This window comes from Vibrio sp. 2-2(8) (assembly GCF_963888495.1).
Classification (GTDB): Bacteria; Pseudomonadota; Gammaproteobacteria; order Enterobacterales; family Vibrionaceae; genus Vibrio; species Vibrio anguillarum.
The window spans coordinates 19,461-36,869 of the sequence record NZ_CAWPJM010000002.1 but is presented as its reverse complement, the minus strand read 5'-3'; the positions used below and the strand labels follow the sequence as shown (position 1 = coordinate 36,869).

Sequence of the window (17,409 nt, the reverse complement as noted above, 5' to 3'; positions counted from 1 at the left end):
TAGCATTTTGTAGGGTCAAAATGTCAACTTGATAAAAAAACGGACCATTCGGTCCGCTCTTTTTAGTTAAAATTGTTAACTCTGTGATGTTTTACTGAATAACCATCATGTTAGCAATAGTCTTAGTCGATCTCTTCCATCCAACATAGAATAATCGCTTCGAGAATTTTTTCGTTGGAACGGTTTGGCTCATCATCAAACTCTTCCAGTTCCATCACCCACTGGTGTAGATCCGTAAAACGTACATTTTTAGGATCTACGTCTGGGTATTGCTCACAAAGCTCGATCGCAATGTCACGAGAATCGGTCCATTTCATTTTGCTTTCCTTTTACAAACAGTGAACGGGCGTTAATACGCTCAATAGGATTAATGATCTTCAGAAGCCAGATTGAGTGTGTACTTTGGAATTTCAACCACTAAATCTTCGTTAGCGACTCTAGCTTGGCAGCCAAGGCGAGATTCAGGTTCAAGACCCCACGCTTTATCAAGCATGTCATCTTCCAACTCATCACTCTCATCAAGTGAGTCAAACCCTTCGCGAACGATAATATGGCAAGTCGTGCATGCGCAGGATTTTTCACACGCATGTTCAATAGCGATACCATTTTTCAGCGCCACATCCAGTACGGTTTCTCCTGCTTGCGCTTCCAGAACGGCACCTTCAGGACAAAGCTCTTGGTGAGGTAACACAATAATCTTAGGCATAATTTTTCTCTTTAAATATCATCTACCGATTGACCAGCAAGTGCACTGCGAATGGATTTATCCATACGGCGTGAAGCAAAATCTTGGCTGGCTTTGTCTGTCTCTTTAATTCCTTGCTCGATGGCATCGGCGCTATCACCATTACGCAGCACAATTAAATCTTCTATCGCATTCAGAAGGATCTGCTTTTCTGACTCAGATAACAATTCATCACCATCGGCCTGTAAGGCAGAGATCAAACCTTCGATAACGCGATCGGCTTCTACACGTTGCTCTGCCAGAGCGCGAGTCTGCATATCTTGTTTGGCAAACGTCATCGAATCTCGCAGCATATTTGCTACTTCATTATCACTCAGTCCATACGAGGGCTTAACTTGAATTTCCGCCTGAACTCCCGTACTTTTTTCCATCGCTGTCACGGAGAGTAAACCATCTGCATCAACTTGATAAGTTACGCGGATATGCGCGGCACCCGCCGTCATTGGTGGAATACCTTTTAGTGAAAAACGAGCCAATGAGCGGCAATCGTCTACCATCTCACGTTCGCCCTGCACCGTATGGATGCTCATGGCTGTTTGACCATCTTTGAAGGTGGTGAATTCTTGAGCTTTCGCAACAGGAATGGTGGTGTTACGTGGGATGATTTTTTCCACTAAGCCACCCATGGTTTCAATACCCAGCGATAGGGGAATTACATCCAGCAGTAACATTTCTGAATCGGGTTTATTACCCACCAAAATGTCGGCTTGAATTGCTGCACCAATCGCGACAACTTCATCAGGGTTGATGCTAGTTAGTGGTGTGCGACCAAAAAATTCACCAACTAAATCTCGAACCAGTGGCGTACGAGTTGAACCGCCGACCATCACCACTTCCAACACTTCATCTGCAGTAATCTCGGCATCTTTGAGTGCTCGACGACACGATAGTAAGGTTTTTTTTACTAGTGGCGTGATGAGTTGGTTAAACTCATCGCGAGTTAAACGCCCTTGCCAACCCAGCACAGAAACCTCGACACTATCAGTATCAGATAAGGCAATTTTCGCTTCGGTGGCCGCATCAAGCAATGCTCGTTGCTGCTCTGCACTGAGCGGTTCAGCTAAGCCGATTTGGCTCAAAAAATGGTCAGCAATCAAATGGTCAAAATCATCACCACCGAGCGCGGAATCGCCACCAGTCGCGAGTACCTCAAACACGCCTTTCGACAGGCGTAAAATAGAGATATCAAACGTACCGCCACCTAAATCATAAACCGCAATCACACCTTCTTGCGCTGAGTCTAAGCCATAGGCAATCGCTGCGGCGGTAGGTTCATTGAGTAAACGCAGTACGTGCAAGCCGGCAAGTTGAGCAGCATCTTTGGTGCCCACGCGTTGCGCATCATCAAAGTAAGCAGGTACGGTAATCACCACGCCCGCTAATTCACCACCCAACGACTCTTCGGCACGCTGAGCAAGAGATTGAAGAATATCGGCGGAAACTTGAATCGGGTTCTTATCACCTTGAGCCGTTTGCAAAATAGGCAAACCGTTGTCACTGGCTTTGAAGCGATAAGGCAATGTGGGATAACGCGCCTGAATGTCAGCCAGTGAACGGCCGATCAAACGCTTCACAGAAATGATGGTATTAGCAGGATCAACTTGCGCGTGTGCTCTGGCATCAAAGCCTACGCAACGCTCTTGAGCCGAATAGTGGACCACCGAAGGGAGGATCGAGCGTCCTTGTTCATCAGCAAGCGTCGTCGCATTACCGCTTCGAACCGATGCGACTAATGAGTTGGTTGTCCCCAAGTCGATACCCGCTGCGAGTTTATGCTGATGCGGCGCAGAGCTTTGACCGGGTTCTGCAATTTGAAGTAATGCCATGGGTTGGTCCTTATTATCGAACTAGCCGAGTAACTGTTCTTCGACTCTTTCTATTTCATTTTTGAGCTTGGCAATAAATTTAAGCTTGCGAACCGTATCAGCCGCAAGGTTCCATTGAGCCTGATTAAGTTGTTGCTCAACCAAGGTAAGATGCTGTTTATACATCTTGCTAACTCTGTTTTCAAAATCGAATAACGCACTTTCAACATCAGACTGTGAGGCGATGGCTTCAAGCTCTTCTCGCAGCTCCATTTGCTCCATTAAAAACAGCGGATCTTGCATGGTTTGGTGTTCTGCGCGTAACTCTATGCCTTGTTCAAGCAACAAGTATTCTGCGCGACTGATCGGCGATTTTAATGTTTGATAAGCATCATTGATTTGTGAGGCGTTTTGCACAGCAAGCAGGCGATCTCGCTCAGACGCAGTGGCAAAGTTGTCGGGATGAAACTGTTTTTGCAGCGCACGAAACTGAGAAGAAAGAAGGCTACCATCCAGTGCAAACTGACTTGGTAGCCCAAATAATTCAAAATAGTTCATTAACACATTGCTCCTAGTGCTCGACACTAGGCTCAAGTGAGCCTAGTCACGCCGAAAGCCAATCCGTTACACGTTGAAGCTTTCACCACAACCACATTCGCTTTTTGCATTCGGGTTGTTGAACTCAAAACCTTCGTTTAGCCCTTCTTTGACATAGTCAAGCTGTGTGCCATCAAGATAGACGAGGCTTTTCGAATCGATAATCACTTTGACACCATGATCTTCAAACACTTCGTCTTCTTCGTTAACGTCATCAACGAATTCAAGCACGTAAGCCATACCCGAGCAGCCTGTTGTTTTCACTCCAAGACGTAAACCTACGCCTTTGCCTCGGTTATCTAGGAATGCTCGAACGCGATGCGCTGCTGTTTCAGTTAAGGTAATGGCCATACTACAACCTTAGATTCTTAGTTTGAACTTATGGGAGTGAACCATCATTCACTCCCTTAATATTATTGTTGGTGTTTCTTTTTATAATCGGCAACGGCAGCTTTGATCGCATCTTCCGCCAAAATCGAACAGTGAACTTTCACTGGTGGAAGCTCTAGCTCTTCCGCGATTTCAGAGTTCTTAATCGCTGCCGCTTCGTCAATGCTCTTGCCTTTCACCCATTCAGTAACCAGTGAGCTCGAAGCAATCGCGCTACCACAACCGTAGGTTTTAAATTTTGCATCTTCAATGATGCCTTCTGGCGTCACTTTAATTTGTAGCTTCATTACGTCGCCACAAGCTGGAGCGCCAACCATACCACTACCAATGGTTGGATCTTCTTTATCAAAAGAGCCAACATTACGTGGGTTTTCATAGTGATCAATTACTTTTTCGCTGTATGCCATGATAGTTACCTCTAATCCTCTATTTCCTTGGGAATAAACCAGTGCCTTTTAAAGGACTAGTGATGCGCCCATTCAACGGTGTTTAAATCCACACCCTCTTGATACATATCCCATAGAGGAGACATGTCACGTAATTTGCTTACGGCTACGCGGATTTGTTCAACGGCGTAGTCCACTTCTTCTTCGGTCGTAAAACGGCCAAATGAGAAACGAATCGAGCTGTGCGCCATTTCATCGTTCAAACCAAGCGCACGCAGTACATATGACGGCTCTAAGCTGGCCGACGTACAAGCACTACCTGATGATACCGCTAAGTCTTTTAAAGACATCAGTAGCGATTCGCCTTCAACAAAGGCAAAACTAATATTCAGGTTGTGCGGAACACGCTGATCTAAATCGCCATTCACACTCACGGCTTCCATGTCTTGTACACCAGCGAGTAGACGATCACGCAATGCTTTTGCGTGGTCAAAATCTTTTTGCATGTCTTGCTTAGCAATGCGGAATGCTTCACCCATACCTACGATTTGGTGCGTTGGTAATGTGCCTGAACGGAAACCACGTTCATGGCCGCCACCGTGCATTTGTGCTTCAAGACGGATACGAGGTTTACGGCGAACATATAATGCGCCAATCCCTTTAGGTCCATACGCTTTATGCGCAGAAAGGGAGATAAGATCCACTTTCATTTCTTGCACATCAAGGGGAATTTTACCGGCAGATTGCGCTGCATCTACGTGGAAAATTATCTTGCGTTCACGGCAAAGCTCACCGATCGCCATGATGTCCTGAATTACGCCAATTTCATTGTTCACGTGCATGATCGACACCAAAATTGTGTCATCACGCATTGCCGCTTCTAATTTTTTTAGATCAATCAAGCCATTCGATTCTGGCTCAAGATAGGTCACTTCATAACCTTCACGCTCAAGCTGACGACATGGATCAAGCACCGCTTTATGCTCGGTTTTACAGGTAATGATATGCTTACCTTGCTTTGCATAGAAATGCGCCACACCTTTGATCGCGAGGTTATCTGACTCTGTCGCACCGGACGTGAATACGATTTCGCGAGGATCAGCATTAAGCAGTTCAGCAATTTGCTCACGCGCAGTGTCTACGGCTTCTTCTGCCTGCCAGCCATAACGGTGCGATCGCGATGCTGGATTACCAAAAACACCATCCATCGTCATGTACTGAACCATCTTTTCAGCCACGCGAGGGTCAACTGGACAGGTAGCTGAATAGTCAAAATAAATAGGCAGTTTCATTTTCTACTCCAATGTAAACATTGCCGCTATGAGCGGGCATTAAGACCTACGGGCACCGAGCCGATAATCACGGTATTGGTATTTTTATTGGTTAACCCGTGGTTCACCGTCAGGCCCAAGCCTTGGCGGTCAGAAATTTCTAGTACTTCATTATCAATCATTAACTCGCCAAGAGTAATGTTGTTCAGAAAGTCACTAATGCGAGAGCTAAGATCTCGCCATAACGTATGTGTTAAGCAGCGAGTACCACCTTGGCAGTCGGCTCTTCCATTACATTTTGTTGCATCAACTGATTCATCAACAGCGGCAATCACAGTACCAATCGAAATTGAGCAGGCATCTGCACCTAAGCGGTATCCACCACCTGGACCACGTACACTAGCAACTAGCCCCGCTTTACGCAGTTTAGAAAACAGCTGCTCAAGGTAAGAGAGCGAAATGCCTTGCCGTTCGGAAATATCCGCCAGTGGCACTGGGGTTTGTTGCGAATGCAGAGCCACATCTAACATGGCTGTAACCGCATATCTTCCTTTAGATGTAAGTCTCATATCACCGTATCCACATTGATTATGTGGTTGGAATTTTTCCATACCTGACTAAATAGGTCAAGTATTTATTTGACTAATTTAGTCAAGTATTTAACCCTATTATTAATATGGATAATTATTGATTGCTGCGATGCTTCTCAATTGAGGTCAACACACCACGTAATATATTGATTTCTTGAGACTCTGGACGCGAACGAGAAAATAGCCGACGGAGTTTATTCATGATCTGTCCCGGCTGTTCCTTTGAAATAAACTGTGTCTGTATCATTACCTTTTCAAGATGCTGATAGAACATTTCTAATTCGTGATGCAGAGGATACGCTTCTTCTGGCTGGGCTTGATAACCTTTTTTTTCATTATTTAGATAGGCAACACGCACCTCATAACTCAATGTTTGTACGGCCATAGCAAGGTTTAACGAACTGTATTCAGGATTAGCCGGAATGCATACATGAAAATGGCATTTTTGCAGTTCATCGTTGGTCAGCCCGGTTTTTTCTCGGCCAAACACTAAAGCAACCGGGTATTGCTGCCCTTCTTGCGCCAATTTTTCACCACATTCACGTGGTTCAAGCATTGGCCATTCTAAAGTTCGTGAGCGTGCACTTGACCCAACCACCAGGCCACAATCTGCGACAGCCTGCTCTAGCGTATCCACGACCTCCGCATTTAAAGCAATGTCGCTTGCTCCAGCAGCTAGAGCGATCGCTTGAGCGTCTACCTCGCATTGAGGCGAAACCAAAATCATTTTACTTAGGCCCATGACCTTCATCGCTCGGGCAGCAGAACCAATATTTCCTGAATGAGATGTCCCTACTAAAATGATTTTTACATTGTCTAGCATTACGTTGTACGCCACTCTATTTTAAACGACAGAATACTAACATAAACCTGACTAAAATGGTCAGGTCCTTTAGCTACACATGAACAACCGAGCAAAAAATAGCCACTTCCTTTTTAATAAAACTTTGTTATACTGCTGCCCGCTTTTTCGTTCTTTAACATCCGTTGGGAAAACTGTATGCATCCAATGCTAAACATTGCTATTCGCGCTGCGCGAAAAGCTGGTAACCATATTGCTAAATCACTAGAAAATACTGAGAAAATCGAAACAACTCAGAAAGGGACTAATGACTTTGTTACTAACGTAGACAAAGAAGCAGAAACTATGATCATCGATACAATCAAAAGTTCTTACCCAGAACACAGTATCGTTGCTGAAGAAAACGGGCTTATCGACGGTAAAGATAAGGACGTTCAATGGATCATCGACCCACTGGATGGCACAACAAACTTCGTCAAAGGTTTACCCCACTTCGCCGTTTCCATCGCGGTTCGCATTAAAGGCAAAACAGAAGTTGCTTGTGTTTATGACCCAATGCGCAATGAGCTGTTTACCGCTCAACGTGGTGCTGGTGCGCAATTAAACAACTCACGCCTTCGTGTTAAACAGTTAAAAGATCTTCAAGGCACTATTCTCGCTACTGGTTTCCCATACAAACAAAAGCAACATGCCGAATCTTTCATGAAAATCATGTCTGCACTGTTTGTTGAATGTGCTGATTTCCGTCGTACTGGTTCTCCTGCGCTTGATTTATGTTACCTGGCTTCAAACCGTGTCGATGGTTACTTTGAACTGGGTTTAAGACCTTGGAATTTAGCCGCTGGCGAGCTGATCGCTCGTGAAGCAGGCGTTATTCTTACCGATTTCTCTGGCGGTACTGAATACATGAAATCGGGCAACATTGTAGGTTCAAGTGCCCGTGGTGTTAAAGCGATTCTGAAACACATTCGTGATAACGGTAACAGCGCTATTCTTAAATAGGTTGCACTAAATACCATCAACACCGTCAAAATTGATTCAAGCCTCGTATAGCAATATACGAGGCTTTTTTAGTTTCGTTTTATACTTTGCTACTTAGAGTGACCGCGGTGTGGGATGGGGTAGAAAAAAGCCGCAGAATATTCTGCGGCTTTGGCTATTTAAGAAACTTTCAGGCTGCTAAGGAAGTTCGTCGAACTCCGCACCCTCTTTTTCCACTTGAGGTGGAAGTAGGTGCTCACGGGTAATTCCTAATTTCAATGCCAACGCTGATGCGACATAGATAGATGAATAAGTACCCACGGTGATACCGAGCAGTAAAGCGGTGGCAAAACCATGTATGTTCGCCCCACCTTGCACAAAGAGTGCGATCACCACCAGCAAGGTGGTTCCCGATGTAATCAAAGTCCGGCTCAAGGTTTGGGTAATTGAGCTGTTCATGATCTCGGCTGAATCACCTTTACGCAATTTACGGAAGTTTTCACGGATACGGTCAAATACCACAATCGTATCGTTGAGCGAGTAACCGACAACGGTCAGCAAAGCGGCAACAATCGTTAAATCAACCTCAATTTGCATGATAGAGAAGATGCCAAGCGTGATGATCACATCGTGTGCCAGTGACATCACCGCGCCCGCAGCGAGCCGCCATTCAAAACGAACAGAGACATAAAGCAAAATACAGATGAGCGAAGCCAAAATCGCTAAGCCTCCGGCTTCAGCTAATTCATCGCCCACATTCGGGCCAACGAACTCAATGCGGCGCATCTCGACACTTTTTCCTGTCCCCTCTTTAATAGCAGAAAGAATTTGATTGCCTAACGTCTCGCCAACCATGTCAGCTCGTGGACGAAGGCGAACCATCACTTCGCGCGCGGAACCGAAATTCTGCACCGTCGCATCGCCAAACCCTTTCGCTTCCAAAGCACTGCGGATATCTTCAAGATTAGCTGGGTGTTCAAACCCAACTTCAATCAAAGTCCCGCCGGTGAAGTCCAGTCCCCAGTTCAACCACTTGGTTGATAAAGTGAAAATAGACGCACCAATCATTAACAGAGAGAATAAAAACGCAAATTTAGACCAACGCATAAAGTCGATCGTTTTATCTGCTTTTAGAATCTGAAACATAGTAATTCCTAGCCTTAGATCGACAATTTTTTAATGCGTTTACCACCATATAACAGGTTCACAATACAGCGAGTCCCGATAATAGCGGTAAACATTGAGGTTAAAATACCGATAGAAAGTGTGACGGCAAACCCTTTGATGGCTCCAGTACCCACAGCAAATAGAATGATTGCCGTAATCAACGTAGTGATGTTGGCATCAGCAATGGTACTGAACGCGTTAGCATAGCCTTGGTGGATAGCTTGTTGTGGGTTTCGTCCATCACGGAGCTCTTCACGAATACGCTCGAAGATCAGAACGTTAGCATCCACGGCCATACCAACCGTCAATACGATGCCCGCAATACCCGGCAAGGTCATTGTCGCCCCTGGGATCATCGACATCACACCAATAATGAGCACAAGGTTCGCCATCAATGCAATATTGGCAATCAAGCCAAAACCACGGTAGTAAAGCAGCGTAAAGAGCATCACCGCAACCATACCCCAGATGCAGGCTTGAATGCCCATATCGATATTTTGCTGCCCCATTGATGGACCAATGGTACGCTCTTCAACAATAGAGATTGGCGCAATTAACGCACCTGCACGCAGTAAAAGTGCAAGGTTTTGAGCTTCTGCAGCAGAATCAATTCCCGTGATACGGAAGTTACGCCCAAGAGCCGACTGAATCGTTGCTTGGTTGATCACTTCTTCATGCTTATCCAGAATCACTTTGCCATCAGGTGTCCGACGGCCGCTGTCTTTGTACTCTGCAAATACCGTTGCCATAAGCTTGCCAATGTTCTTTTTAGAGAACGCCGACATCTTATTTCCGCCTTCGCTATCTAACGAAATGTTCACTTGCGGGCGACCATATTCATCCATGCTAGAGCTGGCATCCGTGATACTTTGACCACCTAGAATCACGCGTTTTTTCAAGACAACCGGGCGACCATTACGATCAGATTTGATTTCACTCCCAGCAGGAGCACGACCAGAAGCCGCGGCGGCTAAATCAGCCTTGTCATCAACTTCACGAAACTCAAGAGTCGCGGTTGCGCCAAGAATCTCTTTAGCACGAGCGGTATCTTGAACCCCCGGTAACTCAACCACAATGCGGCTGGCACCTTGACGCTGCACTAAGGGTTCAGCGACCCCTAATTCGTTAACACGGTTACGCAAAATCGTGATGTTCTGCTCAACGGCGTAATTTCGAACTTCCTGCAAACGCTGCTCAGTAAATTGAGCAATCAGCGCAAATCGACCGTCAGCCTTAGACGTAGTAAAAGTCATATCAGGATGTTTCGACGTTAATGCTTGCTGTGCTTGCTCTAATTGCTCATCGTCACGCAAAGTGACTTCCACTCGGTCGTTGCCCACTGAGCGAATGGCGCGGTAGCGAATTTTGTCATCACGCAGTTCGCTGCGAAACGCTTCTTCTTGCTGGCCAATCAATTTTTCCATTGCGGCATCCATATCCACTTCCATTAAGAAGTGAACACCACCACGCAGATCAAGGCCAAGCTTCATCGGTGCCGCGCCAATCGATTCCAACCAAGAAGGCGTTGAAGGAGCAAGGTTAAGTGCAACAATTGTATCTTTGCCTAACGCTTCACTCACCACATCACGCGCACTGATTTGAGTATCGGTATCGTTAAATCGAACAAGAATTGATCCATTCTCTAGAGCAATGGATTTATGAGAAAGGCTCTCTTTATCAAGAGCTTTGGTGACAGCATCCAGCGTTGACATATCAACAGAGGCGCCACGCGCCCCTGTAATTTGAATTGCCGGATCTTCACCGTAAATATTTGGAAGTGCATATAAAGCAGAGAGAGTGATGGCGAACACCACTAACAAATACTTCCATAACGGATAACGGTTTAGCACAGCAAGGATCCTTTAGCTGTTATAAAGACTTAAGCGTACCTTTTGGTAGCACCGCTGTAATGAAATCTTTTTTGATCACAATTTCATTGTTCACATTCAGTTCGATAGAGATGTAATCGCTGTCTTCTGCGATTTTAGTGATTTTACCCACTAAACCGCCACTGGTTAACACTTCATCACCTTTAGTCATGGCGGCCATCAAACTTTTATGCTCTTTAACACGTTTGGCTTGTGGGCGGTAAATCATGAAGTAGAAAATAACCGCAAACATACCAAGCATGATCAGCATTTCATAACCGCCACCTTGTGATGCACCTTCACCTGCTGCGTGTGCTACAGAAATTAAACTCATTGAAAACGTCCTCTAAAATATTGTTGTGTAATGTAATTCTAATTGGGCTGCGTTGGCTTAATTTCAAGTTTATCACTTCACAAATCAAGCAAAACGCAGCAAAACCGTTATTGGCCCATTGGTGGAACTTCACGATTGCGACGAGCATAAAACTCCTCAACAAACGCGTCGAAACGATCTTCTTCAATCGCTAAACGAATGCTTGCCATCAGGCGTTGGTAATAACGTAAGTTATGAATAGTATTTAAACGCGCACCCAGAATTTCGTTACAACGATCCAGATGGTGTAAATACGACTTCGAATAATTTTTGCAAGTGTAACAGTCACAATGCGGATCCAGCGCAGTTGTATCGGTTTTATGTACTGCATTACGGATCTTGATCACACCACCCGTCACAAATAGATGGCCATTACGTGCATTTCGCGTTGGCATCACACAGTCAAACATATCGATACCGCGACGTACCCCTTCCACTAAGTCTTCAGGTTTACCGACACCCATCAGGTAGCGTGGTTTGTCTTCTGGCAATTGTGGACAGGTGTGCTCAAGTACACGGTGCATGTCTTCTTTAGGTTCACCCACCGCTAAGCCACCAACCGCGTAGCCATCAAATCCGATCTCAGTTAAACCTTTCACGGAAACATCACGCAAATCTTCGTAAACACTGCCTTGCACGATACCAAATAGCGAGTTGGTGTTCTCTAATTTGTCGAAATGGTCACGTGAACGCTGCGCCCAACGTAAAGACATCTCCATTGATTTTTTCGCTTCGTCGTGCGTCGCAGGGTACGGCGTACACTCATCGAAAATCATCACAATGTCAGAGCCCAGATCTTTTTGAATTTCCATCGACTTTTCTGCGTCCATGAAAATCTTGTCACCATTGACTGGGTTACGAAAATGCACCCCTTCTTCTGTGATTTTGCGAATATCACCCAAGCTAAACACTTGGAAACCACCTGAATCGGTGAGGATCGGGCCTTGCCAATTCATAAAATCATGCAAGTCGCCGTGCATTTTCATCACTTCTTGGCCAGGGCGCAGCCACAGGTGAAAAGTATTACCGAGCAAAATTTCTGCGCCCGTCTCTTTTACTTCTTCCGGTGTCATGCCTTTTACTGTGCCGTAAGTACCTACAGGCATGAATGCCGGTGTTTGCACAGTGCCACGTTCAAAGGTTAATTGCCCACGGCGAGCATTTCCGTTTTTCTTTTTAAGTTCGTATGTTAACTTCACGAAGCCTCCAATGTCAGAGAAACAGTCTGACGTATCATGATTAGGTGCAAGCACCCCTCTAGAGCGGTCGCCAATTCCTAGCGAAAAACGAAGCGGAGCTTCTTCTCCTAGCGTAATGCTAGCACTCGTTAATTGGTGTTCTTGGTGATAAACATCGCATCACCATAACTAAAGAAACGATATTGATGTTTCACGGCATGCGCGTACGCGGCCATAGTATGCTCATAACCTGCAAAAGCGCTGACGAGCATAATCAGTGTCGACTCTGGTAAGTGGAAGTTAGTGATTAAGCAATCCACCAACTGATACTCATAACCAGGGAAGATGAAAATTTCAGTGTCACCGAAAAAAGGAACCAGCTCAGTGCCCTTTTTAAGCGCATCTTGCGCGGCACTTTCCAGTGAGCGCACCGACGTAGTTCCAACAGCGATCACTCGGCCACCACGCGCTTTCGTCGCGTTGACGGCATCGACTACCTCTTGTGGCACTTCAACATATTCTGCATGCATATGGTGATCGTGAATATTGTCGACTCGTACTGGCTGGAAGGTTCCAGCGCCAACATGCAAAGTTACGTAAGCAAATTCGACGCCTTTCGCTTTGATTTGCTCAAGCAGAGCCTCATCGAAATGCAAACCGGCGGTCGGTGCAGCGACAGCTCCCGGTTTTTGGTTGTATACGGTTTGATAACGCTCTTTATCAGCATCTTCATCAGGGCGGTCAATGTAAGGCGGCAACGGCATATGGCCAATCTCGTTTAAGATCTCCAGTACCGTCCTTGACGCTGTAAAATGAATCTCGAACAGCGCATCATGGCGAGCCACCATGTGTGCATGATATTCGTCATGCTCTCCTAAATACAACTCACTGCCCGGTTTTGGCGGCTTAGATGAGCGAACATGAGCTAAAATCGTCTGTTCATCCAACATTCGTTCGACCAATACTTCCAGTTTGCCGCCTGAAGCTTTGCGCCCAAACATGCGAGCCGGGATGACACGTGTATTGTTAAAAACCAATAAATCGCCGGGCTGAACTCGGTCAAGAACGTCTTTAAATGAGCCATCCGCCAGTTCACCGCTGTTACCGTCTAATTGCAGTAAGCGACTCGCCGTACGTTCAGCCGTTGGGTAACGAGCAATCAGCTCATCGGGAAGTTCAAAGTGAAAGTCTGAAACTTGCATAGTTCTTATCTTGTTCGTTTTGAGTGGATGACGTAATTTTTTTAAGCGCCGTAGTATATACGTAAACACCTTCGCTCGTCAGACCCAGATCTAAATTTAATGTAATTAAACATGAAAATGGCACCCAATCTTTACGCATCAATCAAAGTAAAAATAGCGGGAGCTCTCAGATATTTTGCGCAGAAAAAACTATAGTTGAATCAGGTCAATAATAAAAAGGAGCTCGTTATGATCAAAATTGAAGACATGATGACTCGCAACCCCCATACCCTGTTGCGTACACACACGTTAGCCGATGCTAAGCACACTATGGAAGCGTTGGATATTCGCCATATCCCTATCATCGATCCACACAAAAAACTACTCGGTATCATTACTCATCGAGATATTCTTGCCGCGCAAGAGTCGAGCTTAAAAAACATCCCTGAAGATCAATCATATACACTGACAACGCCGTTATATGAGGTGATGCATACTGAAATTATGACGGTTGACCCGCGAGCGGGGTTAAAAGAGAGTGCTATCTACATGCAAAAACATAAAGTAGGCTGCTTACCCGTTGTAGATAAAGGCCAACTAGTGGGCATTATTACTGACACGGACTTTATTGGGGTAGCTGTTACCTTACTTGAGCTACAAGAAGAGAGTGAACCGGACGAAGTCGATATTGAATAACGCTCACTCCCTAATATAAGTACCTCACATAAAAAAGAGCGGCTTACGCCGCTCAAAGATGTTACACAGATAATGATTGGGAAGTATAACTAATTAAAATTGGTCTTCTTCGGTAGAGCCCGTTAACGCGGTCACGGAAGAGCTGCCACCTTGGATGGTATTGGTCATCCGGTCAAAGTAACCCGTTCCCACCTCTTGTTGGTGTGCAACAAAGGTATAACCTCTTGATGCTGCTTCAAACTCTGGACGCTGAACTTTCTCAACGTAATGACGCATACCTTCGCCTTGCGCGTAAGCATGTGCTAACTCAAACATGTTGTACCACATGTTATGAATGCCCGCTAAGGTGATGAATTGATATTTGTACCCCATGTCCGACAACTCTTGCTGGAAACGAGCAATGGTGTCTGCATCCAAGTTTTTCTCCCAGTTGAAAGAGGGAGAACAGTTATAAGCCAGCAGTTGATCTGGGTATTGCGCTAGAATTGCTTCGGCAAATTGGCGGGCTTCATCCAAATCAGGCTTAGCGGTTTCACACCACACGAGATCAGCATACGGCGCGTAAGCGAGACCGCGTGAAATCGCTTGCTCAATCCCAGCATTCACGCGATAGAAACCTTCTTGAGTACGCTCACCTTGGATAAAATCACGATCGTATGCGTCGCAATCCGAGGTCAGTAGATCCGCCGCGTTTGCATCAGTACGAGCAATGACCAAAGTGGTTGTCCCTGATACGTCAGCGGCCAAACGTGCCGCAATCAATTTTTGAACCGCTTCTTGAGTCGGAACCAGAACCTTGCCGCCCATGTGTCCGCATTTTTTTACTGACGCCAACTGATCTTCAAAGTGCACACCGGCCGCCCCTGCTTCAATCATCGACTTCATCAACTCGTAAGCATTGAGTACGCCACCAAAACCGGCTTCAGCATCAGCAACAATCGGTAAGAAGTAATCAATACCACCTTCATCTTCCGGTGATTTTCCGGCCGCCCACTGAATTTGATCGGCACGACGAAACGAGTTGTTGATGCGCTTGACCACCGATGGAACAGAATCGACTGGATAGAGCGATTGGTCTGGGTACATGGTGGAAGCGGTGTTGTTGTCTGCTGCTACTTGCCAGCCGGAGAGATAAATCGCCTCAATTCCCGCTTTGGCTTGTTGTACCGCTTGACCACCTGTCAATGCACCCAAACAGTTCACATAACCTTTTTTGGCACTGCCGTTAACCAGTGACCACAATTTATCAGCGCCACGTTGGGCCAAGGTGTTGGCTGGAGTGATTGAACCGCGCAGGTCAACCACTTCAGCAGCAGTATAAGTACGCTTTACATTTTTCCAGCGTGGGTTGGTTGCCCAATCTTTTTCTAGAGCTTCGATTTGTTGGCGGCGAGTTAATGTCATGGTCTATCCCTCTTATTTTGATGCGCAAGCGCACTGTCATCCTTTTCTCAGCAGTACGACCTATTCTGCTTTTGAAAACAGCTTCACGTTATTGGTTGTCAGTAATTGGTTATTGGTTATTAGTTATTGGTTATTGGTTTCAAATCTCATCAATCTAGGTAGTCATAACCCGGAACGGTGAGAAAATGTGTCAGCTCATCGCTGGTAGTTAAGCGAGCCATCAATTGTGCCGCTTCGCTAAAGCGTCCTTGTGCAAATCGCTGCGTGCCGATTTCCTGTTTCACGACTTCAATTTCTTGCGCAAGATACTGCTCAAAAAGCGCTTTGGTAACAATCTGACCGTTATCCAAGGCTTTTCCATGCTTGATCCATTGCCATATTGACGCTCGAGAAATCTCTGCGGTCGCCGCATCTTCCATCAACCCATAAATGGGGACACAGCCATTGCCGGAGATCCATGCTTCGATGTACTGAAGTGCAACTCGAATATTATGACGCATGCCATGCTCGGTACGTTCCCCTTCACACGGGGTCAATAGCTCATTGGCATAAATCGGCGCATCAGACAGACGCGTAACATCTAATTGGTTACAACGCTCGCCAAGTACTTGGTCAAAGACCGCTTTTGCCGTATCCGCTAAACCGGGATGGGCAACCCAAGTACCGTCATGACCATTATTGGCTTCGAGCAATTTATCGTGATGAATTTTATCGAGAACCAACTGATTTTCTTGGGGATCTTTAGCTGGAATGAACGCGGCCATACCGCCCATCGCAAATGCGCCACGCTTATGGCAGGTGTAGATCAGTAAGCGTGAATAGGCGTTAAGAAACGGCTTTTCCATTGTGACAACTTGGCGATCTGGTAGCACCCGATCCGGATAATTTTTCAATGTCTTGATATAACTGAAAATGTAATCCCAGCGGCCACAATTTAAGCCGACAATGTGTTCTTTAAGCGAGAACAATATTTCGTCCATCTCGAACACGGCGGGTAAGGTTTCAATCAATACGGTGGCTTTAATGGTGCCAGTTTCTAACCCAAAATACTCTTCGGTAAAATGGAAAACATCACTCCACCACTTTGCTTCTTGATAGGCCTGAAGTTTTGGAAGATAAAAATAAGGGCCACTGCCTTTTTTAAGCAATGATTTGTAGTTGTTGTAAAAGTAGAGTGCAAAATCAAACAGCGAACCCGGAATACTTTGCCCTGCATATTTAACATGCTTTTCTTTAAGGTGCAGACCGCGTACCCGACAAATGAGCACCGCTGGGTTATCTTTAAGCTGGTAGCACTTACCATTGTCAGAATTGGTATAGCTAATGGTTCCTTTAATGGCATCACGCAAATTGACTTGCCCATCCAGCACTTTATCCCATGCTGGTGACATCGAATCCTCAAAATCGGCCATGAACACTTTGACGTTAGCATTCAATGCATTGATCACCATTTTTCGGTCGGTTGGCCCCGTAATCTCCACTCGACGATCTTGTAAATCGTGTGGGATACCGAGAATTTTCCAGCTACCTTCGCGAATATCTTGCGTATCCTTGAGAAAATCCGGCAGTTCTCCGTTATCAATACGTGTTTGTCGCTCTTCTCGTGCATCCAGCAGCGAATCGACACGGCTTGCAAATTTAGCACACAGAGTGGACAAGAAGATTTGGGCTTCTGAAGGGAAAATAGCTTGGTGATGTGGGCCAACGGCACCAACAACCTCAAGCTTGGCTTCGTGGTGTTCTTTGCTGAGTGCTAACTCTGTTTCTGGGGTCTGTGCAAACATAACGTTCTTCCTTAAAACCATTCCAACTACATTTGTAATTTAAAAACCACAAATTCAAATGCTCATTTTTTGCTATCCACTGACTTATCTCTACCGACACTTTCTCTCAGTCAATCCAATATTTCAAGCCTAACCAAGCTAGACATAAGTCTTACAAAACCTTATTAAACCTTACATCAACTCATCATTCA

Annotated in this window: 18 protein-coding genes; 2 read left to right on the top strand and 16 right to left on the bottom strand. The window is 45.6% G+C overall.

Annotated elements, in window-relative coordinates; genetic code table 11:
- Positions 1–122: 122 nt before the first annotated feature.
- The 9 genes from iscX to trmJ all read right to left on the bottom strand — a co-directional run bounded on the left by iscX (position 123) and on the right by trmJ (position 6,607).
- Positions 123–317: a Fe-S cluster assembly protein IscX gene (iscX, locus tag AACV12_RS00860; protein WP_010320404.1), complete on the bottom strand. Its 195-nt coding sequence runs from the start codon at positions 315–317 to the stop codon at positions 123–125.
- 50 nt (positions 318–367) lie between these two features.
- Entirely contained in the window at positions 368–706 is a 339-nt protein-coding gene (gene fdx, locus AACV12_RS00855) for an ISC system 2Fe-2S type ferredoxin (protein WP_010320405.1), read from the bottom strand.
- A gap of 11 nt (positions 707–717) precedes the next feature.
- Complete coding sequence (hscA, locus tag AACV12_RS00850) at positions 718–2,571, bottom strand: Fe-S protein assembly chaperone HscA (protein WP_088720947.1); 1,854 nt, start codon at positions 2,569–2,571, stop codon at positions 718–720.
- Between the two features lie 21 nt (positions 2,572–2,592).
- The gene (hscB, locus tag AACV12_RS00845; protein WP_170901261.1) at positions 2,593–3,108 is read right to left on the bottom strand and encodes a co-chaperone HscB; all 516 of its coding nucleotides are present in this window, start codon (positions 3,106–3,108) and stop codon (positions 2,593–2,595) included.
- A gap of 66 nt (positions 3,109–3,174) precedes the next feature.
- A complete protein-coding gene (gene iscA / locus AACV12_RS00840) occupies positions 3,175–3,498 on the bottom strand; it encodes an iron-sulfur cluster assembly protein IscA (RefSeq protein WP_010320408.1) in 324 nt (107 codons plus the stop codon).
- A gap of 62 nt (positions 3,499–3,560) precedes the next feature.
- On the bottom strand, positions 3,561–3,944 hold the full coding sequence (gene iscU, locus AACV12_RS00835) for a Fe-S cluster assembly scaffold IscU (protein ID WP_010320409.1): 384 nt from the start codon (positions 3,942–3,944) through the stop codon (positions 3,561–3,563).
- Between the two features lie 56 nt (positions 3,945–4,000).
- Positions 4,001–5,215: an IscS subfamily cysteine desulfurase gene (locus tag AACV12_RS00830; RefSeq protein ID WP_013857499.1), complete on the bottom strand. Its 1,215-nt coding sequence runs from the start codon at positions 5,213–5,215 to the stop codon at positions 4,001–4,003.
- Between the two features lie 26 nt (positions 5,216–5,241).
- Entirely contained in the window at positions 5,242–5,763 is a 522-nt protein-coding gene (iscR, locus tag AACV12_RS00825; protein ID WP_026027698.1) for a Fe-S cluster assembly transcriptional regulator IscR, read from the bottom strand.
- Positions 5,764–5,878: 115 nt separating this feature from the next.
- Entirely contained in the window at positions 5,879–6,607 is a 729-nt protein-coding gene (gene trmJ, locus AACV12_RS00820; protein WP_026027699.1) for a tRNA (cytosine(32)/uridine(32)-2'-O)-methyltransferase TrmJ, read from the bottom strand.
- Between the two features lie 177 nt (positions 6,608–6,784).
- On the opposite strand from trmJ, the gene suhB reads away from it, so the two are divergent.
- Positions 6,785–7,588 (top strand): inositol-1-monophosphatase, encoded by an 804-nt coding sequence (gene suhB, locus AACV12_RS00815; protein WP_013857502.1) that lies wholly within the window; start codon positions 6,785–6,787, stop codon positions 7,586–7,588.
- Between the two features lie 177 nt (positions 7,589–7,765).
- Here suhB and secF read toward each other — a convergent pair whose 3' ends face one another.
- The 5 genes from secF to queA all read right to left on the bottom strand — a co-directional run bounded on the left by secF (position 7,766) and on the right by queA (position 13,355).
- A complete protein-coding gene (gene secF, locus AACV12_RS00810; RefSeq protein WP_013857503.1) occupies positions 7,766–8,713 on the bottom strand; it encodes a protein translocase subunit SecF in 948 nt (315 codons plus the stop codon).
- A gap of 14 nt (positions 8,714–8,727) precedes the next feature.
- Positions 8,728–10,584 (bottom strand): protein translocase subunit SecD, encoded by a 1,857-nt coding sequence (gene secD, locus AACV12_RS00805; protein WP_017044259.1) that lies wholly within the window; start codon positions 10,582–10,584, stop codon positions 8,728–8,730.
- A 19-nt stretch (positions 10,585–10,603) separates the two neighbouring features.
- On the bottom strand, positions 10,604–10,936 hold the full coding sequence (gene yajC / locus AACV12_RS00800) for a preprotein translocase subunit YajC (RefSeq protein WP_013857505.1): 333 nt from the start codon (positions 10,934–10,936) through the stop codon (positions 10,604–10,606).
- A gap of 107 nt (positions 10,937–11,043) precedes the next feature.
- Positions 11,044–12,174: a tRNA guanosine(34) transglycosylase Tgt gene (gene tgt / locus AACV12_RS00795; RefSeq protein ID WP_026027700.1), complete on the bottom strand. Its 1,131-nt coding sequence runs from the start codon at positions 12,172–12,174 to the stop codon at positions 11,044–11,046.
- 128 nt (positions 12,175–12,302) lie between these two features.
- Positions 12,303–13,355 carry a tRNA preQ1(34) S-adenosylmethionine ribosyltransferase-isomerase QueA gene (gene queA, locus AACV12_RS00790; protein ID WP_170901259.1) on the bottom strand — a complete coding sequence of 351 codons (1,053 nt, stop codon included), beginning with the start codon at positions 13,353–13,355 and terminating at the stop codon, positions 12,303–12,305.
- 228 nt (positions 13,356–13,583) lie between these two features.
- Between queA and AACV12_RS00785 the strand changes: the two genes are divergently transcribed.
- Positions 13,584–14,030 carry a CBS domain-containing protein gene (locus AACV12_RS00785; protein ID WP_088728656.1) on the top strand — a complete coding sequence of 149 codons (447 nt, stop codon included), beginning with the start codon at positions 13,584–13,586 and terminating at the stop codon, positions 14,028–14,030.
- A gap of 93 nt (positions 14,031–14,123) precedes the next feature.
- Here AACV12_RS00785 and aceA read toward each other — a convergent pair whose 3' ends face one another.
- Both aceA and aceB read right to left on the bottom strand, forming a co-directional pair.
- Entirely contained in the window at positions 14,124–15,434 is a 1,311-nt protein-coding gene (gene aceA / locus AACV12_RS00780; RefSeq protein WP_013857509.1) for an isocitrate lyase, read from the bottom strand.
- 149 nt (positions 15,435–15,583) lie between these two features.
- Entirely contained in the window at positions 15,584–17,218 is a 1,635-nt protein-coding gene (gene aceB, locus AACV12_RS00775) for a malate synthase A (protein WP_170901257.1), read from the bottom strand.
- Between the last annotated feature and the right edge of the window lie 191 nt (positions 17,219–17,409).